This is a genomic window from Corynebacterium sp. HMSC30G07 (genome assembly GCF_001806945.1).
Taxonomy (GTDB): Bacteria; Actinomycetota; Actinomycetes; order Mycobacteriales; family Mycobacteriaceae; genus Corynebacterium; species Corynebacterium riegelii.
The window spans coordinates 1,420-21,323 of record NZ_KV786462.1; the positions used below are offsets into that span (position 1 = coordinate 1,420).

A 19,904-nucleotide genomic window follows, 5' to 3' on the forward strand; every position below is an offset into this window, starting at 1 on the left:
GAGTGACGTTGCTCACCCACCCATGGCCTAAGTCAGGTAAAACCCACAGGGTACAACGACAAGAGTGATCTTCACCGCACAAACTGTGCACCAAGTCAAACTAAAAGCGCGCATCGAGTCTTTCGACTGATGCGCGCATCACGGGAGCTTGTTCGTCGAGAAGCTACTCGTCCGGGTTCTCGATCTGCTTGTAGCCCGGGGCCTTCCAGTCCACGTTGACTGTGTCCTTGGTGTCTAAGCCGACACCTGCGCCGGCAGCCTCGGGCACCTTGGCAAAGATGTTGCGGCGTGCACGGCCTGCGCGCAGCTGGCGTTCCACACGCTCCGCCAGGGCGGTAAGTGCGAAGTTGATCAGGATCATGATCACGCCGACCACAAACAGGGAGGCGAGGAAGTTCTGGTTCGCAGACGCGGACTGGATGCCGGAGCGGACAACCTCGATGTAGCCAATCTGGTAGCCAAGCGCGGTATCCTTCAGCGCAATGACCATCTGGGCAATCAGCGCTGGCAGCATCGCAGCCACAGACTGTGGCAAGAGAATCGTCCACATCGTCTGCCAGTGCGACATACCAAGTGCACGGGCCGCCTCAGTCTGGCCCTTGGGGAGAGAGTTGATGCCGGCGCGCAGGATCTCTGCGATAACAGAGCCGTTGTATAGCGTCAGCGCAACCACAACCGCCCAAAACGCAAGACCACTTGGCGGCACCATCTTGTACAGCGCGAAAAGCTGGTAGGCGAAGATCATGAGCAGCAGCACTGGGATGGCGCGGAAGAACTCCACAATCACAGCGCAGAAGCCACGCACGAGGCGGTTTTCGCTCAGCCGTCCAAGGCCGAAGATTACGCCAAAAACAATGGCGAAGATGATGCTTGTTACAGCGGCTTTAACCGTGCCCCAAAGACCGGGGAGGATGTAGGTTTTCCACGTGTTGCCGTCGAGGAATGGGCGCCACTTGGCTGCATCCAGCTGGCCCTTGTCGCCCAGGGTGGACAGTACCCACCACAACGCAAGTGCCATGAGCGCAATGGTGATGACAGTGTAGATGCGGTTGCGCTGGATGGCCTTCGGGCCTGGCGCGTCATAAAGAACAGTTGCGCGTACTGCGTTAGAGGTAGCCATTTACTTCTTCACCGCCATTTTCTCAGCTGCGCGGCCAATGATCAGGCCGATGGGCAGGGTCAGGATGATGAAGCCAACAGCGAACACGCCGAAGATGATGAACAGCTCATTGGCGTGGAACTCAATCGTGGACTTCATCAACAGCGAAGCCTCAGCAACGCCGATTGCAGAAGCAATGGTCGTGTTCTTCGTCAGAGCGATCAGCGTGTTGCCTAACGGCACTAACGCTGCACGCCATGCTTGCGGGAAAATAATGGTGGAAAACGTCTGGCCGAAGCTCAAACCTAAGGAACGAGCAGCTTCGGCCTGCCCGAAATGCACGGTGTTAATACCGCTTCGCAAAGATTCCGCCACAAAGCACGAGGTGTAGAGGATAAAGCCCAACACTGCCAGGCGGAAGTTTTGATCCACAAGGAAGGTGCTGGAATCGCGGCTCGCCAACTGCAATCCCAGGTTTTGGTACAGACCAAAGGAGCAGAAGATGATAACCAGCGTCAGTGGGGTGTTGCGCACTGTGTTGATGTAGAAAGCAGACAGGGAACGCAAAATCCCAACGGGGGAGACCCGCATCGCCGTCAACAGGGTTCCGAATACCAGCGACCCGATGGCGGAGTACACCGTCAGCTTGATCGTGGTCCAGAAAGCTGGCCAAAGTTTGGGCAAAAGATCTGCCCAGAGTGCATCCATTGCTTGTTCTCCCTAAAGACTAACGATGCGGGTGAAAGGTGGCGTTTTACTTCTCCAGGAAGGAGAGGTCACCAGGGGTTTCCTTGGTAACGCCGGTGCCGCCGTCAATGTTTTCGTCAACGAACTTGTCAAAGGAACCGTCGTCGTACATTGCCTGCAGCGCCTTGTTGATTGCCTCGGTGCCTGCAGCGTCGTCCTTCTTCAGGCCGATGCCGTAGTACTCGTTGGTGAACGGCTCGCCGTCCTTCTCCAGCTCAACGAGCTTGAAGGTGCCCGGGGACTGTGCTGCGTAACCGCCGAGAATGGTTGCGTCGGTGGTCAGAGCGTCAACGTTGCCCTGGCGCAGAGCCTCAACACAGGAGGAGTAGGTGTCATACTCCTGCAGCTGAACGCCCGGGAGAGCGTCCTTAACCTTCTGAGCTGGGGTGGAACCGCTCACGGAGCACAGGATCTTGCCGTCAAGGTCATCCAGGCCGTTGATGTCGGTGTTGGCATCCTGGATCAGGAGAGCCTGGTGGGTCAGCAGGTACGGGCCGCCGAAGTTCACGCTCTCAGCGCGGGACTTGTTGATGGAGTAGGTGGCGGTGATCATGTCCACCTCGCCGTTGGAGATGAGGGTCTCACGCTGTGCGGACGGGGTCTCGCGCCAGGTGATCTCCGGCTCAGCCCAACCGTTGTCCTTAGCAATGGAGTTGACCACGTAAGTAGCAACGTCAACGTCCAGGCCGGTCATGGAGCCGTCAGGCTCACGCAGGCCAAGACCCGGCTGGTCAAACTTGGTGCCCAGGGTGACCTTGCCAGCCTCAATGTTGGCCAGCAGGCTGCCGCCAGCACCGTCGGCGGAATCGGAGCTGTCAGAACCACCGCAGGCGGCGAGGGACAGGCTCAATGCAGCGGCAGTGGTAGCTGCCAATACGCGGAATGCACGGTTCATCAGGAAACTCCTTGTTGTGAAACAGAAATGTTTGGAAAGCGATTAGTGCAGAATTTTGCCCAGGAAGTCCTTGGCACGATTGGACTGCGGGTTGGTGAAGAAGGACTCAGGGTCCGTGTCTTCAACAATCTCGCCGTCAGCCATGAAGATGATGCGGTCAGCCACCTTGCGGGCAAAGCCCATCTCGTGGGTGACCACGATCATGGTCATGCCGGAGGCTGCCAGCTCGGACATAACGTCGAGCACTTCGCCCACCATCTCGGGGTCGAGGGCGGACGTCGGCTCGTCGAAAAGCATGACCTTCGGCTCCATGGCCAGCGCACGAGCAATAGCTACGCGCTGCTGCTGACCACCGGAAAGCTGCGCCGGGTACTTGCTGGCCTGTGCGGCGATGCCCACGCGGTCCAGCAGCTCATCGGCACGGCGTGCGGCGTCTGCTTTCTTCGTTTTGCGGACCTTGATTGGGCCCAGGGTGACGTTGTCACGAATAGTCAGGTGGGGGAAGAGATTGAACGACTGGAACACCATGCCCACTTCAGAGCGCAGGCGGGCCAGGTCTTTGCCTTCCTCCGGCAACTTTTCGCCGTCGATTTCGATCACGCCGTCATCAATAGTTTCGAGACGGTTGATCGTGCGACACAGGGTGGATTTACCGGAGCCCGACGGTCCCAGCACCACAATCACCTGCCCGCGAGGAACTTCGAGGTTGATGTTTTTCAGTGCATGAAAATCGCCGAAGTGCTTCTCCACTCCGGCAATACGGATCATTGGCTGCGTACTCGCCTGTGTCATGTCGAATACATATACCGGATGAAAGTGAGCTGAATGACAAGTTTGACCAAATCTTTATAATTCGCTGGCATTTTCCTCCCCCTGTTGTGCGGCATTAGACTCCTTGCCGTGTCTACGCCGATGAAACCTACTGCCCGTACGTATGAAGTCCGCACGTTTGGTTGCCAGATGAATGTGCATGACTCTGAACGTCTCTCCGGCATGCTTGAGGATGCTGGTTATATCGCCGTGCCTGAAGGCGATACTCCGGACCTTGTGGTGTTTAACACCTGTGCCGTGCGTGAGAACGCGGACAAGCGTCTCTACGGCACACTTGGGGCGCTGAAGCACACCAAAGAAACCCACCCGGGGATGCAGATTGCCGTGGGTGGCTGCCTTGCGCAAAAAGATAAAGACGCGGTGATTTCCCAAGCACCGTGGGTGGATGCCGTGTTTGGTACGCACAACCTCGCCGCACTGCCGACCCTGTTAGAGCGCGCCCGGGTGGAAGAGGCAGCCCAGGTAGAGATTGTTGAGGCGCTTGAGGCGTTTCCGTCGGTGCTTCCAGCGAAGCGCGAGAGCTCGTATGCCGGATGGGTTTCTGTGTCGGTGGGCTGTAACAACACGTGTACGTTCTGCATCGTGCCGTCCCTACGCGGCAAGGAGCTCGACCGCAGGCCGGAGGAGATTCTGGCTGAGGTGCAGATGCTTGTGGACGGTGGCGTGTCCGAAATCACCCTGCTCGGCCAGAACGTCAACGCCTATGGTGTGAACTTTGCAGACCCCGACGTGGAGCGTGACCGCTCGGCGTTTTCCAAGCTCCTGCGTGCCTGCGGTGATATTAAAGGCCTTGAGCGCGTGCGCTTCACGTCCCCGCACCCGGCAGAGTTCACCTCTGACGTGATCGATGCGATGGCGGAAACCCCAAATGTCTGCCCGCAGCTGCACATGCCGTTGCAGTCGGGCTCTGACAAGGTGCTTAAAGAGATGCGCCGCTCGTACCGCTCGAAGAAGTTCCTGGCCATTCTGGACGAGGTGCGCGAAAAGATCCCGCACGCCTCCATTACTACGGACATCATCGTGGGCTTCCCCGGTGAGACCGAGGAGGACTTCCAGGACACCTTGGATGTTGTGGAGAAGTCCCGGTTTACCTCGGCGTATACGTTCCAGTACTCGCCGCGCCCCGGCACCCCCGCCGCGGAGATGGAAAACCAGGTTCCGAAGCAGGTGGTCCAGGAGCGCTTCGAGCGCCTGATCGCACTGCAGGACAGGATCTCGGCGGAGGAAAACGCCAAGCTGGTAGGCACTGAGCAGGAGCTGTTAGTCCAGGCTGACGGTGGGCGCAAGAACGACCGCACGCACCGTATGTCTGGGCGCGCACGTGATGGCCGCTTGGTGCATTTCGCGCCGGAGGGCGAGATCGACGGCGACATTCGCCCTGGTGACTACGTCACCGTCACCATTACGGACGCGAAGACGCACTTCCTCATCGCCGACTCCGGTGTGCATAACCACCGCCGCACCAAGGCCGGCGATAACTCTGAGCTTGGTCAGGTGCCAACCACCGCGCCGATCGGCGTGGGCCTAGGCTTGCCGTCCGTCGGTGGGCCGAAGGTGCAGGCGAGTAACGACGGTTGCTGTTCCGCGTAGGCTAAAGACACCATGACTTCCACTGCTTCTATGAATTCCACCGCAGATGCCCTAGCCGCCGAGGAGCGCCGCACGGGCGCTCGCCTTGCCGATGGCCCGTACCGCTGGGTCCTTATCGCTTGCGCTGCCATTTACCTGGTTGCGCTGTTTTTGCCGTTTGTCGGAGCAACTTCGGGCGTGCAGGTGCTGATCCGGAGTAGTGCCGCGCAGGCGTCCAACGTCAACATGACTGAGTACCTGTTTACGTGGATTTCCTTCGCGGGCCTGGGCGTGGTGACCACGATCGCCATGCTTGCCCGCCGCTACGGACTGGCTGCGCTGGGGTGGGTGCTTACGGTGATTTCCCTCGTCTTTGCCATGTTCTCGGTGTGGCTGCGCAACGCGGCGGCTGCTAGTGGCGGCGAGCCGCACGGTGTTGGCGCATACCTGGCCATGGTCGCTGTGCTCGTCGCAGCACTGGCTTATGCTCCAGCAATTATCCGACGTTCGGACGAGCAGCAGGCGATCACCGTGGAGCGCGCCGCGGTGCAGGAATCCGATGAGCTTTCGCTATTGCAGCGTGAAGCAGCCACCAAACCCCTGAACCCTTTGCTTGTGGACGACCGACGCGCCCGCGCCGCCGAACGCCACAAGCGGACGCACGAGCAGGGTTAAGAAAAGTCTTCACGGTAGGGAACCAACCCATTCCTAAAACAGTCAAATACCTAGAGGGTTACGCATACTTAACAACTAATGCGTAAATAGCTATTGACAATGTTAGGAGTGGGGGGTTGACACGGTGAAGCGTAGTGCTGTAATTAAGAAGCTAAGAACGGAAGCTCGCAGGTTGGGTCTACCGTTCGAAGAAATACGTTTGAAGCGCCACGACGCGTTTCGCGTCGGTACAACTACTCGCACGTTGGGACGTCATAAAGAAATTGATGACGTTACTGCGCGCAAGTTTTTTGATCAGTTTGCGAATGAGCTAGGCAAAGGGTGGTGGAGAAAATGAAGACGTTTACGGTGACAGCAGAGCGCGGCAAAAACCCGGTTTGGGTGTTGGAATGCCGGGAACTTGGGGTTGTCTCACAGACGAAGAGGCTTGGGGATGCTGAAGAGGAAGTGCGCGAAGCAATTGCGTACCAATCGGGCCTTGAAGAATCTGAGTTCAAAATTGAAATTCAACCGGTACTCGGAGCGGAACTTGATTCGCTCAGGGACGAGGCGTTGGAACTGAAACGCGAAGCAAATGAGATTGCCGAACGAGCAAGTACGGCAAGTCGTCGATTCGCGGCTCGCATGAAGGAGGAAGGGTTCTCCGTTCGTGAAATGGGGCAGCTCTTGGGCGTCTCCTACCAGCGAGCCGCAGCGTTAGCCGCGGGCTAGGCGCTGCCAGGCGGTGGTGGAGGAGACCACACTGGCGCCGAGTGTTTCCGCGATCGCACGAGCACCTGCGGATTCCGCAGGATAAGAGACGTAGACGGTTTTGAGGTCTTCCCAGTGTTTCCGCGCGGCGGAAACCGTTGCCCTAACCAGTGCTTCGCCGATGCCGCGGCCGCGGAATTCCGGCAGGACGTAGATCAGACCGAGCTCACACACGGCGTCGGAGTCGTGTGTGTAATGCACGGCCTCGCAAAGACCTACGTACTGGCGCTCGCCGCTGGCCAAGGCAATACCGGTCAGCTGCGCACCACCACGATCCTTAAGCCGCGCACCCGCATCGATGATGCGTTGCAGATCCCACTCAATTGGCTCAAGCTGTAGCTCGCCCCGCGGGTAATCGCGTGAGGCTGCAGAGAGCAGCGCACCAAACGCGGCCGCGTCCCTGCTATCAGAACCAACGGGTGCTTCGAACCCGGCAAAGCCCGGCCCCTCTGCCACATTGATGGAAAACTCCGATGCTGCCAGATCCTTCAACGCCGCCAGCTTCTCCACCGCGTCTGCCTCGAACACCGCCTGGTCTTCCCGAAACGCCTGCACATAGCCAGCTTCGACGGCACCTGGGGGAATCCAGGCGCCTGGGCAATGGGTCACCCAGATTTGGCGGGTGGGGCGGTTGAGGGCGTGCGATAAGGCGTCGATAAGCATGAAAGCCCCATGCCACGGTGCGGCTGGTACCTCCTCGCCGGGAAGCGGGGCGATGGATGCGTCGAGGGTGACGTTGGCTTCGATCACCGTGACGTCCTCAAGCAGGGGCAAAGAGACAAATACCCAAGCCTCCACATCGAACAGGTCATCGCTGGTGAGCAGCGGGAAGCCAAGTGGGCCCACTGGGCGCAGTGCCTCGCGCGAAGTCAACGCGAAGAGCAGCGCCCTGGACTCGGCGGAGGCCTCCATACGCTTCGCAATGTGCGCCGGCGTTACCCCAGAGGTGGCCAGGCCGGTGATGTCCTGGATCGCCAGCGTTGCGGAAAAGGCGTAAGCCCCGACAACGGCCTCATCAAACTCGCCGCCCTGCCGGGGCACATACTGCAGAGCCTGCACTAGCGGTCGTTCGCTGCCTTCGCAGCTACGTCTGCAAACTCCTGCCACTGCTTCGCCTGCTCACGCAGCTCAGCAGCCTTCTTCGCGTCACCCTTCGCCTCAGCTGCTTCGGCCTGCTTGACCAAGTCATCAGCCTTGACCTGGAACTGGTTGACCTTCTCCTGGGCAGCCGGGTCGCTGCGGCGCCAGCGGGAATCCTCAGCGTCAGCCACGCGCTTTTCCACACGCGCAATCTTGTCTTCGTACTCACGGACCTTGCCGCGCGGCACGAAGCCGATCTCTTCCCACTTATCCTGCAGCTCACGCAGCTTTGCCTTTGCCGCGCCGAGGCCCTTTGCCGGGTCAATCAGCGCGTCATACTCAGCGAGCAGCGCATCCTTGGCTTGGGCGTTGGCCTCAAACTCCTTGTCGCGCTCAGCGTTGACCGCGTTGCGGGCATCAAAGAAGTGATCCTGCGCGCTGCGGAAACGCTCCCACAGCTTGTCATCCACATCGCGCGGGGCACGGCCTGCGGCCTTCCATTCCTTCATCAGGTCGCGGAACGCGCGCGCGGTTTCGTTCCAATCGGTGGATTCCTTCAGTGCTTCGGCGCGCTCCACCAGCTCTTCCTTCGCCTTCTTTGCAGCCGCACGGCCACGGTCCAGCTCAGCGAAGTGGCTGCCGCGGCGGCGGTTGAAGCCGTCGCGGGCACGCGAGTAGCGCTTCCACAATGCGTCATCCGTCTTGCGGTCAATGCCGCGGATGGTGCGCCACTCTTCCAAAATGTCGCGGATGCGATCGCCCGCGGCCTTCCAGTCGGTGGAGTTTTCCGCCAGGTCCTCAGCCTCAGCGGCAAGTGCTTCCTTGCGAGAGATTGCCTCTGCACGGCGTGCAGCTTTGGCTTCCTTGGCCTTCTCGCCAGCCTCAGCGGTGTTGGCAATGACGGTATCCAGGCGCGCCTCAAGCGCATCAAAATCACCGATTGCCGCAGCCGTAGCCAGCGATTCCTTCAGGTCTTGGGCGTTTTTGGCGATCTGGTTGGCGTCCTCCGGGTGGGCAACCAGGCGGGTTTCCAGAACCTCTGCCTCAGTCACAATGTCCGCGAAGCGCTGCACGTAGTGCGCCAACCCCTCTTCAGGGGTACCTGCCTGCCAAGAACCGATCTCGCGCTCTTGGCCGCCGCGGGTGACAAAGACGGTGCCGTTTTCATCCACGCGCCCAAACTTTGCTGCTTCCTCGGTATTTATCTGCGGCGAAGCCGGCGCAACTGGTGCCTGTGGGCGTGGTCCCGGCCCTGGTTTGGGCGTGCGGCCAGGCATTGCTGCCGGTGAGGGACGGTTGTTGCCGGTAGGGGAGGGTGTGGTTGGGGTGGTCACGGCGGATCCTTTCTCCAGTGCCGCGCGACGCGGCTGCCATAAGGTCGTTCCCTGAACTTTACCGCGCCTGGCGGCTGGCTAGGGTGGTTTGTGTGCCTACCTTATTCATTGTTCCGGGCTCGCCGGCGTTGGTGCAGGAGCTTTCGCTTATCGACGCCGCGTCGCACCACCTCACCCGCACCATCCGCGACACTGTGCTAGATGCTGTGCCAGATGGTGTGCCGGTAGACATTGTCTGCCCGTTAGATGAGGGCTCTTACACCGCGCACACAGGCAGTCTGCGTGCGTGGGGAGCGCCACAGGTGCAGGTGGGCGGCGGTAACCACTTGGGTGAGCTCGTGGTGCGTTACGTGTTGGGGGACCGTGACTACCGGCCCGCGCGTGAGAAGATCGGTCAGCTCGACCCAGAGGCGCTGACCGTTGTGGTGGTGGATGGCCCGGCGGGTGTAACCCCGCGAGCGCCCCTGGCGCTTGTGCCCGGCGCGGGTGAGACGCACGAAGGATTGCAAGCGTTTATCGCAGGTAACGCGCCGCTGCCGCCGCTTGAAGGCGGGGTGTTACAGCCTGAGCTGTGGCACGAGCTCGCTGCACTTTCGCCGGTTAAGCAGACGTTGTTGGCTGCGGATGATTCGCTTGGCGTTGGCCGCTATGTGGGGGTGTGGACGTGGTAGAGACTGTGACTCCGATTGCTGTGGTTGGCCCGACTGCCTCGGGTAAGTCGGCGCTTGGCATTGCGCTGGCACACAAGCTTGGCGGTGAGGTGGTCAATGTTGATTCGATGCAGCTGTATCGCGGCATGGATATTGGCACGGCGAAGTTGCCGGTAGATGAGCGTGAGGGCATCCCGCATCATCTGTTGGATATTTGGGACGTTTCCCGTGTGGCGTCGGTTGCCGAGTACCAGTCCCAGGCCGTGGCCACGGTTGAGGACATCATGGCGCGCGGGCGCGTACCAATTTTGGTTGGTGGCTCGATGCTTTATGTCCAGTCGCTGATTGATAACTGGTCGTTCCCGCCCACTGACCCCGCGGTGCGTGCGCGCTATGAGGAGCGCCTGGCAGCAATCGGAGTAGATGCCCTGCACGCGGAGCTTGCCCAGGTGGATCCCGCCGCCGCGCGCATTATTGAGGACAAAGACCCGCGCCGCACCGTCCGCGCACTTGAGGTAATTGAGCTGACTGGCAAACCTTTCCAGGCATCCCAGCCGCCGAAGGACGCACCACCGCGCTGGGGGACCCGCATCCTTGGGCTTCGCACCACACCTGAGTGGCTCAACCCGCGCATTGAACTGCGTACCCAGCAGATGTTTGACGCAGGCTTTGTTGATGAGGTCCGTACCCTTGCCACCCAAGGACTGGTCCGGGAATCCACCGCAGGACGCGCGATCGGGTATGCACAGGTGCTGCAGTATCTCGATGGGGAGCTTTTGCTTGCCGACGCCATTACGCAAACCATCACCGGCACCCGCCGGTACGTGCGACGCCAACGGTCGTGGTTCAACCGGGATCCGCGGATTATGTGGCTGGATGCCGCATCCCCGTCACTGGTTGCGGATGCGTTGGCGGCGCTAGACTCGCATGCGTGAAATTCATTAAAGCCCACGCAACTGAGAATGACTTTGTGGTGATTGTTGACGTTGACGGTCAGCTGGACATCACCCCCGAGCAGGTCGCGTTTTTGTGCAACCGGCGCGTCGGCATTGGCGGCGATGGCCTGCTGCGCGTGGTGCGCAATGAGGGGCGTTGGTTTATGGATTACCGCAACGCCGACGGATCTATTGCGGAGATGTGCGGCAACGGCATCCGTGCATTCGCCCACGTCCTCGTATCGGAGGGGCTAGAGGATTCCTCCGAGTTCGAGGTGGACACCCGCGCCGGCGTGAAAACCATCAAAGTGCTATCCGTCGATGCTGAGCATGCTGTGGTGGCTGTCGGCATGGGGGAGGTCGAAGTTACCGGTGTGTCTACGGCTCGCATGGGGTCCTTCGAGTTCGCCGGTATCGGCGTGGATGTGGGCAATCCGCACCTGGCCTGTGTGATCCCAGGTTTGAGTGCCGATGAGCTGGATGCGCTCGACTTTGTGCAGCCGGAGTTTGATCCCGAGTTCTTCCCCGAAGGTGTCAACGTTGAGGTGCTCACCGAGCTTGCCGATGGCGCCGTACACATGCGCGTGTGGGAGCGCGGCGTAGGGGAGACCCGATCCTGCGGCACCGGCACGGTTGCAGCAGCACAGGCTGCGCTTGCAGACGCTGGCATTGAAAACGGCAGCGTCACCGTCAACGTGCCCGGTGGCGCAATTGAGGTGGAGTTGGAGAACGACGTTGCCACCATGACGGGCCCGTCCACGATCGTCGCCCGCGGCGAGCTGGTTGCCGATATGTAGTCTTTTGCTGAGAAAAGCGGCATTCGCAGTGCAACCCTGATTGGGTGTGCTTAAGATATTCCTGTCATTATTTGCGTCCAGCTTTTAGACAGGAGACTCCCATGCAACGCAAAGTGATCGCTACTGCCGTGGCCCTCGGCCTTTCGGCACCGCTCATCGCCCCCCCTTGCCAATGCTGCTGAAGTAGGCCCGAAGCAGCAGCAGGACACCGACTCATACTGTAAACTCACCCTGACGGACGCGGAGTACAAGGCATATGTAGATTCCCTTGGTTACGTGTCAGCTGAAGAGATCACTGAGGCCTATTTTGGGCTGTTTGAGGATGTGTACCCAGGCTTGAAGGAACTGCGCCTGGAGTTTGTTGCAGACGTGGCGGCTCTGCCGAAGACGGAGTCAGGCTCCCCCGACGAGGTCTCGGATTGGCTGGGCCAAGTTCAAGAGCTTGGCGAAAAGTTGGTCGAGAAAGCCGCGAAGTTCATGCCACGCGACATTGCAGAAAACCTTCCGGAGGCAATTCTCTTTTTTGGAAACCTCAAAGATGGGGAGAATTACGCAAAGCTTATGTCCGAGATTCAGAAGAGCGATCTTTTTGTCGAGTCCGAACCGATCGAACTCGGAAACTCTTTCACGGTACAAGACCTAGTCAAAGTGGGGGTATCGCAAAAGGACGCACAGGCGATGGTTGCCGGATTTAAGAAAGCCCCTCTCATCAAGAAGGTCGACGCGAGGACGAAGCACTACGCTCCGTACTACGCCAAGGCGCGCGAAGCTTGCGCCGCGGGTGGTGAGCGTACGGTTGCTTTCCCCACCAAGGCCACTAATCCCGCCCCTGGCACTCCGGGCAATGGCAATCAGGGTAGCGCCGCTGATTCCGATGCAGGCAAGACCGCAGGCATTGTTGTCGGCGTGATTGCCGTACTTGCGGCTGTTGTTGGTGCGATTGCGTTCTTGGCGCCGCAGCTGGGAATTATGCTGCCGCAGCTGCCGTTCTAGTTGGTTAAGCCGCGCATTAACGTCAGCGCGGCAACCTCTTCGCCGCGCTAGCTCGGGCCGATTTCCCGGGCGGCGCGGCGTGCGTCGTCCCAGGCGATTTCAAGTTCGGCGGCGCGCTGATCCGCGATAGTTAGAAGACGTTCGAGCTGTGCGCGGTCGACGGTGGGGTCTTCCAGGTAGGCGTCGATACGCGAGAGGAACCGGCGGGCAGACGACGCCCGGAGGAGGAATTCGTTGATCTCGGATACGGAGTTATCCGGATTCGCCAGGGCGGGGAAGTGGAGTGTGCGATCTGCAACATCGGCGGCGGAAGCGCCGTTGAGTAACTGGTCGTAGGCATCCAGAATCTCGGAGATATCATCGCGCGCATACCCCAAGCTCGCGCGCATCGCCTCAACCTCCGGATGCGGCTGATACCTACGTCCGACCATAGCCACAACAGCTACAAGCAGGGCGGACAGGATCAGCCCGGGTACCCGCAAAAGCACCACAAGCATCACCACAGCCGCCAGCACCAGCGCGCCGACGATTGCGATGGAGAAATCCCTGTCCGGCTTACTCATTTACCGCGCCTTCCGCTAATGGCCCCCGCAGCCGCAGGAACCACCACACCCACCGCAGCCGCCGCCCTGCGGAGTCGGGATAGAGCCAACCATCACCGCAGTGCCGGCAATCACGCTGTTGCGCTCCGGAAGCTCGCCGTCAGGCAGGCACACATCAAACGGGAACGCGGCGTCCACAGACACGTGGATGAAACGCTGACCGGTCAGCTGGGAGGTGCGGTACTCCGCGCTCAACACGCGCGCGGTGAACTCCGCCCGAGCATCCGGCGATTTCGGCGCGCCGCTGGCCACAGCCTCAGCGCCGGGGGAGACAACCTCGCCCACAACCTTGCCCGGGTTCGCCTCAAGGTACGCATCCACAGACTCGTGGCGGGTGTGCTCAAGAGTCAGCGCGGTCAGGGAGGTTTCCTGCCAGGAAAGCGGCGCCTCGTCCACAAGCAAAGGCTCCTGAGCCAAGTTAATAGTCACCTGGGCCATGGAATTGCCGTGGGGGTCGACGATGTCGGCCAACGCCACAACATCATCAAGCGGCGTGATGTGCGCATACGTGCGGGTCACACCATCAAAACCAGCGAAGGTGGCAAAAGGCTCAACCGCCAAGATGTTCAGCTGCGCGCCGGAAGCATCCGAGTACTGGATGAGCTGGCCACCGCGGACCTCACCTGTCACCGCCAAGGCCCCAGAAGCAATAGCTGCCTCAACTGCATCCTGCCAGCGGGGGAAACTCAAGCCGATCGCGGCCAGATCCGTCGTTGTGTTCATGGGCACACAGCCTACTCGCCGCAGCCAGTGGGAAGAAAGGCGGAGGCGCGCGTGTTGGTTAGGATGTATGACAATGACTGAGTTTGACAATGAGCACGATGAGCTTCACGATGAGCTTTTGGCCCGTGCATTTCGCCACAACTCCCCGCAGCCTGGTGTGGGCGCGGATGACCCCACTGTTGGTTCGCTGGATCTAGAGGATCGCAATGCTTTGCGGCGCCTCACGCGCGAGACCAGCATCCGTTCCGAAGACCATGAAGACATCTATGAGGTTGAGTACCGCAAACTCCGCCTGGAGCAGGTGATCCTGGTCGGCGCGTGGACTGAAGGTACTACCGCCGAGATGGAAGCCAGCATGATGGAGCTTGCGGCGCTGACTGATACCGCAGGCGCCGAGGTGCTTGACATCCTCTACCAGAAGCGCGACAAGCCTGATCCGGGCACTTACATCGGCTCCGGCAAGGTCAAGGAGCTGGCGCAGATCGTCCAGTCGACTGGTGCGGATACCGTCATCTTTGACGGTGAGCTCTCCCCAGGCCAGATGGTGGCACTGGAGGAAGCGCTGAAGGTCAAGGTGATTGACCGCACCATGCTGATCCTGGACATCTTCGCCCAGCACGCGAAGAGCAAGGAAGGTAAAGCCCAGGTCAGCCTGGCCCAGATGGAATACCTCTACACCCGTACCCGTGGTTGGGGCGGCAACCTTTCGCGCCAGGCGGGTGGTCGCGCTGGTTCCAACGGTGGTGTGGGCCTGCGTGGTCCTGGTGAGACGCGTATTGAGGCAGATCGCCGGCGTCTGCGCACCGAGATGGCGAAGCTGCGCCACCAGCTGCGTGACATGGCCACGGCACGTGAGATCAAGCGCGCGCAGCGCGCGCGCTCAACCACGCCAAAGATTGCGATTGCGGGCTACACCAACGCCGGCAAGTCCTCCCTGATCAACGCGATGACTAATGCGGGTGTGCTGGTAGAGGACGCGCTGTTTGCCACCCTCGACCCGTCCACACGCAAAGCCCAGTTGGCAGACGGCCGCTCGGTGGTGCTTACCGATACCGTCGGGTTTGTCCGCCACCTGCCAACGCAGCTGGTGGAGGCGTTCAAATCAACGCTTGAAGAGGTCTCCGGGGCGGATTTGGTGCTGCACGTGGTGGACGGCTCTGACCCGTTCCCGCTCAAACAGATCGAGGCGGTTAATGAGGTGCTTTCGGAGATCACCCGCGAAAGCGGTGAGACCCTGCCGCCTGAGCTTGTTGTGGTGAACAAGATTGATGAGGCCGACCCCGTCGTGCTTGCAGAGCTGCGCCACGCCTTCGACCACGCGGGGCGTGACGTGGTGTTTGTCTCCGCGCTGACGGGCGAGGGGATCGCGGAGCTGGAATCCAAAATCGAGATGTTCCTCAACACTCTCGACGAGCATGTGACCATGCTGGTGCCGTTTACCCGCGGCGATGTCGTGTCGCTCTTGCATGAGCACGGCACGGTGCGTTCAGAGAAGTATCAGGAGCAAGGCACGCTTATCGACGTCCGACTGCCCCGCGTCCTCGTCGAACAACACCGCGAGTTTGTGGTTTAGTTCGTGATCTAGTTCTTTGCCAGCTTGCTGGCTGCTGCCTCATCCAGGATCACGGTGACATTCGGGTGGTTTTGGATGGCGCTTGCGGGGCTGTCGGTGTTGACTGGGCCTTCGATGAGCGCTTTGACGGCGTCAGCCTTGTTTTCGCCGGTGGCGATCAAGATGAGATTCTTGGCCTCCATGATGGTGCCGATGCCTTGAGTCAACGCCTGGCGGGGTACCTCGTCTTCGCTGTCGAAGAAGCGGGCGTTATCGGCGATGGTCTGCTCGTGCAGGTTGATCACGCGGGTGCGCGAGTCATGCGCACTGCCCGGCTCATTGAACGCAATGTGGCCGTTCGCGCCGATGCCCAAGATCTGGATGTCCACGCCGCCTGCGTCTTTGATGGCCTGCTCGTAGTCGCGTGCGGCCGCTGCCGGCTCAGCTGCGGTGCTGTCTAGGGAATGCACCTTCGCGTCTGGGATGTCCACATGGCCAGTCAGCTCGCGGCGGATGGTGGCGTAGTAGGACTCGTTGTGGCTTTTGGGCAGCCCCAAGTATTCGTCGAGAAGAAAAGCCTGGGAATGTGCGAAGCTCAAGCCCTCCTCGGTGTGGCGGCGGATCAGCTCCTGGTAGGTGGGGGTGGGGGTGGAGCCGGTGGCCAGGCCGAGGACACCGCCGTTGCGGACAAACGGCTCGATGATGTCAGCGGCGGCGCGGCCGACCTCCTCCGGGGTGCTACGGATGATGATGTGCATGTCTTGAGAGTACAACCTGAGATTAGGTGATCCGGCTTCCGCCGCTGTAGACGGCAACGGGGCGGAAATCAGCGTCGAGGCCGACAAGGTCGGCTCGGGCGCCGGGTGCGATGTTACCAAGCGTCGTATCCCCCAATACCTCAGCGGCGGTAGTGGACGTGAAACGCACGGCCTGGGCAGCTTCGTGGCGGCTGATGAAGCGGGCGAACTGCTCCGCGATCGTGGAGGTGCCGCCCGCAATCGCGCCGTTGGCAATGCGCGCGACGCGGTCAGTGACCGTGACATCCAGCTGGCCGAGATGGTAGCAGCCGTCGCACATGCCGGCGGCCTCCATTGCGTCGCTGACAGCGAAAGCACCGGCGCCGTAGACGCTATCGACCACAGCGTCGTCTAAATGCACGCCGTCTGCGATCAGCTCCACGTAGGCATTCCCGTGTCGCGCGGCCGCCAGCAACGCACCGACTGGGCCGGGCTTACGGTGGTGCAGCGGCGGCATGGCGTTAAACAGGTGCGTCGCCGTCACCGTTACGCCGAGTGCGTTTGCCTTTGCAATCACGCCCGCCGTTGTAGCGAAGTCCGCGTCCGTGTGGCCCAGGCTAGCGATGATGTCGTGGCGCTTGCACAGCTCTAAAAGTCCATCGACGTTTTCCGTCTCGGGCGCGAAGGTAATGGCGCGGACCGTGCCGCCGGAAGCGTCAATGACCGCTTCAAACATGTCCGGGTCCCCTGAAACGATGCGCGAAGGGTCCTGCGCACCCGGCTTGGCGGGAGAGACGAACGGGCCTTCCAAGTGGATGCCCCGGATCACACCTTCCGCTACGAGGGTGGCCAGGCGCTCAACCTGCGTGCACAGCTCCTCACGGTTAGCGGAAACGGTGCTTGCTAGCAGTGTCGTGGTGCCCTGGCAGCGGTGGTACTGTGCGGCCTTGCGGCAATCCTCCACGCTACCGCTGGGAAACGCGCCGAGCGCACCGCCATGGTTGTGCAAATCAATGAAACCGGGCACCCATGTCAGGGTGTCATTTAAAGCGGTACCTGCTGGTGTATCACCTGCGCCGTCGGCTGCGACAGTCTCGATGCGCTCGCCGAAGGTGATCTCGCCGTAGCCGAGGTCTCCTCGCGGGGTCAGGATTCGGCCTTGGACGCGTTGTACGCCGCTTCCCGTACTGCCCGCAGTATCGGGCGCATTCTCGGTCACAGTGGTCCTCCGTTCGCTCAGGTTGTTCAAGGTCGCCCTGCAAGGGCTCTTGAGATAGCAAGGTACCGTACTTTTCACCCAAATTGGGCCGTTCGTATGATGTACGATCACCGGTATGAGCGCGGCGACTTTGGCACTAGACATCGGCGGCACCAAGATCGCATTCGGCCTGGTCGCCGACACGGCTTCGGATACAGGTCCGGGAACAGTCGTCGGCGAGGGCCGATTCCCAACGCTCGCGCACAGCGGCAAGATCTGCACACAGATCGCGCTCGCGGTTCAAGCTGCCCAAGAGGAAGCCGCCGCCGCGGGATTAGAGATCGTGCGGGTGGGCGCAGGCGCGCCGGGAACTGTGCGCCCGGATGACGGCGTGGTGGTGCGTGCAGGCCCGACGATCCCCGGCTGGACAGGCACGAACGTCACCGCCTTGATCAACGCTGTGCCTGGGTTGCAGCGCACCCCGGTCGCCGTACACAACGACGTGCGCGTGTGGGCCTGGGGTGAAGACCACTTCGGTGCGGGTAAAGATATCAACGGCCGGGTGCTCTATCTTTCCTTGGGCACAGGTTTGGGTGGTGCGGTGGTCGACTGCGGCGAACTGCTCGGAGGCCCCACCGGCTCGGCTGGCGAGTTCTCAGAATTTCTGGTGGAAGATTGCCGCGGCCTGGCAGATCGCGCCGAAAACGTCGTGTCTGGTCCTGCACTCGCCGCCTACTACCGGGCGTTGGCGGCGGGGGAGCACACAGAACGCATCGTGTGGGCTGCGGAATCCGACGGCCAGGTCACGCTCCGTGAAGTGATGGAGCGCTACCACGCAGGCGAGGCGTTGGCGCACAAAGTGATTGATGGCAACCTTGCCGGGTTCGGTCGTGCCGTCGGGGGCCTGGTTAGTGCCCTCGACCTTTCTGCCGTTGTGCTGGGTGGGGGAGTCTGCGGCATCGGAGAACCCATCATCGCGCCGTTTACCCGAGCGCTGCGTGACGCCGCACTTACGCCGAACCGGAGCATCCCGGTGCGCACCAGCACGCTCGGCGGCAACGCCCCATTAGTTGCTGCGGCAGCCTACGCTCGTGCTCAGTTCCCCGCCACTTAGCTGCAAACGCAAAGGAGCAAGCCATGCCATACACCTTCACCGCAACAACCGTCGAGGGGCGCGCCCGCGAGATCCACGACGCGATCCGCGGCAAGCTCATCGTTTCCGTGCAGGCGCCCGAGGGGCACGCGATGCGCGACACGCACACGCTCACCCACGTGGCCCGCGCGTGCGTAGATGGCGGTAGCCCGGCGATTCGCTGTGGCGGCTACGGCGGGTTGGAGGACATTGGCTCCATCTCGAACGCCGTTGACGTGCCAGTGTTCGGCTTGACCAAGGAGGGTGCCACCGGCGTCTACATCACCCCCACGAAGGCGTCGGTGGCGGCGGTGGCGCAGGCAGGCGCGGCTGTTGTGTGCGCGGATGCCACCCTGCGCCCACGTCCGGACGGCTCCGCGTTCGCCGATTTGGTGCAGGTCGCGCATGACGCAGGCGTGGTCATCATGGCGGATTGCGCCACGCCGGAGGAAATGGAGGCCGCTTACGAGGCTGGCGCGGACATCATTTCCACCACGCTCGCCGGGTATACGGAGCACCGCGAGAAGACCGCAGGCCCGGATTTCGACTGCCTGCGCGAGGGCCGTGAACGCTGCGGCGATGCGGCCTTCATTATCAGCGAGGGGCGCTTCTACACGCCTGCTGACGTGGCCCACGGCATGCTTGCCGGGGCCAATGCCGTCATCGCGGGCACCGCAATCACGGACCCCGGTTTCATTACGGCGCAGTTTGGTGCGCTGTTGCGTTAGCGGATCAGGCTTCGATGGTGCGCCGCAGCGGAGCATAATGCTTGTCGACGCTTGCGTGGTAGCCCTCCACGTCACCGTCGAGAAGCATCTGCGCAATCTCCCTGTGCACCTGCACCGTGAGGTCAATATCCTCCGACACCGGCACCTTCAGCTGCGGCAATGTGGCCATGTGGATTTCCCACAGCGCATCAGAAAGCTCTACAAGCAGTGGGTTTGAAATTTCGGCGAGTAGCGTTTGGTGAAACTTCCGGTCGAATGCGGTAAATGAGCGGCCCGCGGCGTGCTCTGCCTCAATCTGCTCCACGATGGACATCAGGGGCTGCGGGTCGGTGCCCGACCAAATCCGCACCAGCTCATCGCCAAGCGAGTGGTCGATCGCGCTGCGTAAATCGACCACGTTGCCCAGGGTGGTGAGGGAGCGATCTGCATCAAGAAGAATGCGAAGTGTCATGCCCTGAATTAGTGGCGCCATGCTCATTTTGGACACATATGTGCCGTGCCCGTGGCGCACCTCGACGATGTCTAGTGAGCTGAGCGTCTGCATTGCCTCGCGTACTGACGTGCGTGAGAGGCCAAGCTCGGTGCACAGTGCAGCCTCACTGGGAAGAGAGTCGCCTGGCGCTAGCCGGTGTTGCCGGATGTAATCCAAGACTCCTTGCTGAGCCAACTTGGCTGCGGTGCCGCGCTTTGCCACGGTCGCTCCTTTTTTGCCGAGATGTTTCCATGAGAATGTTGGCAATCTTACGGGGTGCGGAAAAAACTACTTGAAAAACACTGTCAGTGTATGACATCATACCTCTAAACTTAAGGGTGATCACACACCCACAGAAATGTGACGTGTGACAACCCCTCAGTTCACCAACTACAAAAGAGAGGT

General features: G+C 60.8%; 21 protein-coding genes. 10 read left to right on the forward strand and 11 right to left on the reverse strand.

Annotated features, from left to right (window positions below; translation table 11 throughout):
• Positions 1 to 163: 163 nt before the first annotated feature.
• The 4 genes from HMPREF3104_RS05570 to HMPREF3104_RS05585 are packed head-to-tail and all read right to left on the reverse strand — an operon-like array spanning position 164 to position 3,509.
• The gene (locus tag HMPREF3104_RS05570) at positions 164 to 1,120 is read right to left on the reverse strand and encodes an amino acid ABC transporter permease (protein WP_070494742.1); all 957 of its coding nucleotides are present in this window, start codon (positions 1,118 to 1,120) and stop codon (positions 164 to 166) included.
• Positions 1,121 to 1,807 carry an amino acid ABC transporter permease gene (locus HMPREF3104_RS05575; RefSeq protein WP_070494743.1) on the reverse strand — a complete coding sequence of 229 codons (687 nt, stop codon included), beginning with the start codon at positions 1,805 to 1,807 and terminating at the stop codon, positions 1,121 to 1,123.
• 46 nt (positions 1,808 to 1,853) lie between these two features.
• Positions 1,854 to 2,741 carry a glutamate ABC transporter substrate-binding protein gene (locus HMPREF3104_RS05580; RefSeq protein ID WP_052203945.1) on the reverse strand — a complete coding sequence of 296 codons (888 nt, stop codon included), beginning with the start codon at positions 2,739 to 2,741 and terminating at the stop codon, positions 1,854 to 1,856.
• 42 nt (positions 2,742 to 2,783) lie between these two features.
• Complete coding sequence (locus tag HMPREF3104_RS05585) at positions 2,784 to 3,509, reverse strand: amino acid ABC transporter ATP-binding protein (protein ID WP_070494744.1); 726 nt, start codon at positions 3,507 to 3,509, stop codon at positions 2,784 to 2,786.
• Between the two features lie 144 nt (positions 3,510 to 3,653).
• Here HMPREF3104_RS05585 and miaB point away from each other — a divergent pair, with 144 nt between their 5' ends.
• The 3 genes from miaB (at position 3,654) to HMPREF3104_RS05600 (ending at position 6,527) form a co-directional block, all read left to right on the forward strand.
• Complete coding sequence (gene miaB / locus HMPREF3104_RS05590) at positions 3,654 to 5,162, forward strand: tRNA (N6-isopentenyl adenosine(37)-C2)-methylthiotransferase MiaB (RefSeq protein WP_083278951.1); 1,509 nt, start codon at positions 3,654 to 3,656, stop codon at positions 5,160 to 5,162.
• Between the two features lie 12 nt (positions 5,163 to 5,174).
• Positions 5,175 to 5,816, forward strand: coding sequence for an Rv2732c family membrane protein (locus HMPREF3104_RS05595; protein ID WP_141738144.1), 642 nt, complete (start codon positions 5,175 to 5,177; stop codon positions 5,814 to 5,816).
• Positions 5,817 to 6,149: 333 nt separating this feature from the next.
• Positions 6,150 to 6,527 (forward strand): hypothetical protein, encoded by a 378-nt coding sequence (locus HMPREF3104_RS05600; protein WP_070494805.1) that lies wholly within the window; start codon positions 6,150 to 6,152, stop codon positions 6,525 to 6,527.
• Here the strand turns inward: HMPREF3104_RS05600 and HMPREF3104_RS05605 are convergent.
• Together HMPREF3104_RS05605 and HMPREF3104_RS05610 are read right to left on the reverse strand one after the other, a co-directional pair.
• Positions 6,513 to 7,625, reverse strand: coding sequence for a GNAT family N-acetyltransferase (locus tag HMPREF3104_RS05605; protein WP_246816365.1), 1,113 nt, complete (start codon positions 7,623 to 7,625; stop codon positions 6,513 to 6,515). The genes HMPREF3104_RS05600 and HMPREF3104_RS05605 overlap by 15 nt on opposite strands.
• Positions 7,625 to 8,923 (reverse strand): DUF349 domain-containing protein, encoded by a 1,299-nt coding sequence (locus tag HMPREF3104_RS05610; protein WP_070494747.1) that lies wholly within the window; start codon positions 8,921 to 8,923, stop codon positions 7,625 to 7,627. Before HMPREF3104_RS05610 ends, HMPREF3104_RS05605 begins: the two co-directional genes overlap by 1 nt.
• Before the next feature lie 149 nt (positions 8,924 to 9,072).
• On the opposite strand from HMPREF3104_RS05610, the gene HMPREF3104_RS05615 reads away from it, so the two are divergent.
• The 4 genes from HMPREF3104_RS05615 (at position 9,073) to HMPREF3104_RS05630 (ending at position 12,355) form a co-directional block, all read left to right on the forward strand.
• Positions 9,073 to 9,651 (forward strand): hypothetical protein, encoded by a 579-nt coding sequence (locus tag HMPREF3104_RS05615; protein WP_070494748.1) that lies wholly within the window; start codon positions 9,073 to 9,075, stop codon positions 9,649 to 9,651.
• Positions 9,652 to 9,656: 5 nt separating this feature from the next.
• Positions 9,657 to 10,565, forward strand: coding sequence for a tRNA (adenosine(37)-N6)-dimethylallyltransferase MiaA (gene miaA, locus HMPREF3104_RS05620; RefSeq protein ID WP_070494807.1), 909 nt, complete (start codon positions 9,657 to 9,659; stop codon positions 10,563 to 10,565).
• Entirely contained in the window at positions 10,562 to 11,362 is an 801-nt protein-coding gene (dapF, locus tag HMPREF3104_RS05625) for a diaminopimelate epimerase (RefSeq protein WP_070494749.1), read from the forward strand. The genes miaA and dapF overlap by 4 nt, the downstream gene beginning before the upstream one ends.
• Before the next feature lie 276 nt (positions 11,363 to 11,638).
• On the forward strand, positions 11,639 to 12,355 hold the full coding sequence (locus HMPREF3104_RS05630; protein WP_070494750.1) for a hypothetical protein: 717 nt from the start codon (positions 11,639 to 11,641) through the stop codon (positions 12,353 to 12,355).
• A gap of 47 nt (positions 12,356 to 12,402) precedes the next feature.
• Here the strand turns inward: HMPREF3104_RS05630 and HMPREF3104_RS05635 are convergent, their stop codons facing one another.
• Positions 12,403 to 12,918: a hypothetical protein gene (locus tag HMPREF3104_RS05635; protein ID WP_052203963.1), complete on the reverse strand. Its 516-nt coding sequence runs from the start codon at positions 12,916 to 12,918 to the stop codon at positions 12,403 to 12,405.
• A 15-nt stretch (positions 12,919 to 12,933) separates the two neighbouring features.
• Positions 12,934 to 13,680 carry a hypothetical protein gene (locus tag HMPREF3104_RS05640; protein WP_070494751.1) on the reverse strand — a complete coding sequence of 249 codons (747 nt, stop codon included), beginning with the start codon at positions 13,678 to 13,680 and terminating at the stop codon, positions 12,934 to 12,936.
• Positions 13,681 to 13,753: 73 nt separating this feature from the next.
• Here HMPREF3104_RS05640 and hflX point away from each other — a divergent pair, with 73 nt between their 5' ends.
• On the forward strand, positions 13,754 to 15,253 hold the full coding sequence (gene hflX / locus HMPREF3104_RS05645; protein ID WP_070494752.1) for a GTPase HflX: 1,500 nt from the start codon (positions 13,754 to 13,756) through the stop codon (positions 15,251 to 15,253).
• Between the two features lie 8 nt (positions 15,254 to 15,261).
• Here hflX and nagB read toward each other — a convergent pair whose 3' ends face one another.
• Both nagB and HMPREF3104_RS05655 read right to left on the reverse strand, forming a co-directional pair.
• Complete coding sequence (gene nagB, locus HMPREF3104_RS05650) at positions 15,262 to 15,990, reverse strand: glucosamine-6-phosphate deaminase (protein ID WP_070494753.1); 729 nt, start codon at positions 15,988 to 15,990, stop codon at positions 15,262 to 15,264.
• A gap of 22 nt (positions 15,991 to 16,012) precedes the next feature.
• Complete coding sequence (locus tag HMPREF3104_RS05655; RefSeq protein ID WP_070494754.1) at positions 16,013 to 17,188, reverse strand: N-acetylglucosamine-6-phosphate deacetylase; 1,176 nt, start codon at positions 17,186 to 17,188, stop codon at positions 16,013 to 16,015.
• Positions 17,189 to 17,303: 115 nt separating this feature from the next.
• Between HMPREF3104_RS05655 and HMPREF3104_RS05660 the strand changes: the two genes are divergently transcribed.
• Both HMPREF3104_RS05660 and HMPREF3104_RS05665 read left to right on the forward strand, forming a co-directional pair.
• Positions 17,304 to 18,281 carry an ROK family protein gene (locus HMPREF3104_RS05660; protein ID WP_070494755.1) on the forward strand — a complete coding sequence of 326 codons (978 nt, stop codon included), beginning with the start codon at positions 17,304 to 17,306 and terminating at the stop codon, positions 18,279 to 18,281.
• A gap of 23 nt (positions 18,282 to 18,304) precedes the next feature.
• Positions 18,305 to 19,027: a putative N-acetylmannosamine-6-phosphate 2-epimerase gene (locus tag HMPREF3104_RS05665; RefSeq protein WP_070494756.1), complete on the forward strand. Its 723-nt coding sequence runs from the start codon at positions 18,305 to 18,307 to the stop codon at positions 19,025 to 19,027.
• Positions 19,028 to 19,031: 4 nt separating this feature from the next.
• On the opposite strand, the gene HMPREF3104_RS05670 is transcribed toward HMPREF3104_RS05665, so the two are convergent.
• The gene (locus HMPREF3104_RS05670; RefSeq protein ID WP_070494757.1) at positions 19,032 to 19,721 is read right to left on the reverse strand and encodes a FadR/GntR family transcriptional regulator; all 690 of its coding nucleotides are present in this window, start codon (positions 19,719 to 19,721) and stop codon (positions 19,032 to 19,034) included.
• Positions 19,722 to 19,904 lie beyond the last annotated feature (183 nt).

Coding starts and splice junctions, on each gene's coding strand:
- HMPREF3104_RS05595 (WP_141738144.1), top strand. CDS start 5,175: ATGACTTCCACTGCTTCTATGAATTCCACCGCAGATGCCCTAGCCGCC.
- hflX (WP_070494752.1), top strand. CDS start 13,754: ATGACTGAGTTTGACAATGAGCACGATGAGCTTCACGATGAGCTTTTG.
- HMPREF3104_RS05640 (WP_070494751.1), bottom strand. CDS start 13,680: ATGAACACAACGACGGATCTGGCCGCGATCGGCTTGAGTTTCCCCCGC.
- HMPREF3104_RS05585 (WP_070494744.1), bottom strand. CDS start 3,509: ATGATCCGTATTGCCGGAGTGGAGAAGCACTTCGGCGATTTTCATGCA.
- HMPREF3104_RS05570 (WP_070494742.1), bottom strand. CDS start 1,120: ATGGCTACCTCTAACGCAGTACGCGCAACTGTTCTTTATGACGCGCCA.
- nagB (WP_070494753.1), bottom strand. CDS start 15,990: ATGCACATCATCATCCGTAGCACCCCGGAGGAGGTCGGCCGCGCCGCC.
- HMPREF3104_RS05580 (WP_052203945.1), bottom strand. CDS start 2,741: ATGAACCGTGCATTCCGCGTATTGGCAGCTACCACTGCCGCTGCATTG.
- HMPREF3104_RS05575 (WP_070494743.1), bottom strand. CDS start 1,807: ATGGATGCACTCTGGGCAGATCTTTTGCCCAAACTTTGGCCAGCTTTC.
- HMPREF3104_RS05665 (WP_070494756.1), top strand. CDS start 18,305: ATGCCATACACCTTCACCGCAACAACCGTCGAGGGGCGCGCCCGCGAG.
- HMPREF3104_RS05610 (WP_070494747.1), bottom strand. CDS start 8,923: ATGCCTGGCCGCACGCCCAAACCAGGGCCGGGACCACGCCCACAGGCA.
- HMPREF3104_RS05600 (WP_070494805.1), top strand. CDS start 6,150: ATGAAGACGTTTACGGTGACAGCAGAGCGCGGCAAAAACCCGGTTTGG.
- HMPREF3104_RS05660 (WP_070494755.1), top strand. CDS start 17,304: ATGAGCGCGGCGACTTTGGCACTAGACATCGGCGGCACCAAGATCGCA.
- HMPREF3104_RS05635 (WP_052203963.1), bottom strand. CDS start 12,918: ATGAGTAAGCCGGACAGGGATTTCTCCATCGCAATCGTCGGCGCGCTG.
- miaB (WP_083278951.1), top strand. CDS start 3,654: ATGAAACCTACTGCCCGTACGTATGAAGTCCGCACGTTTGGTTGCCAG.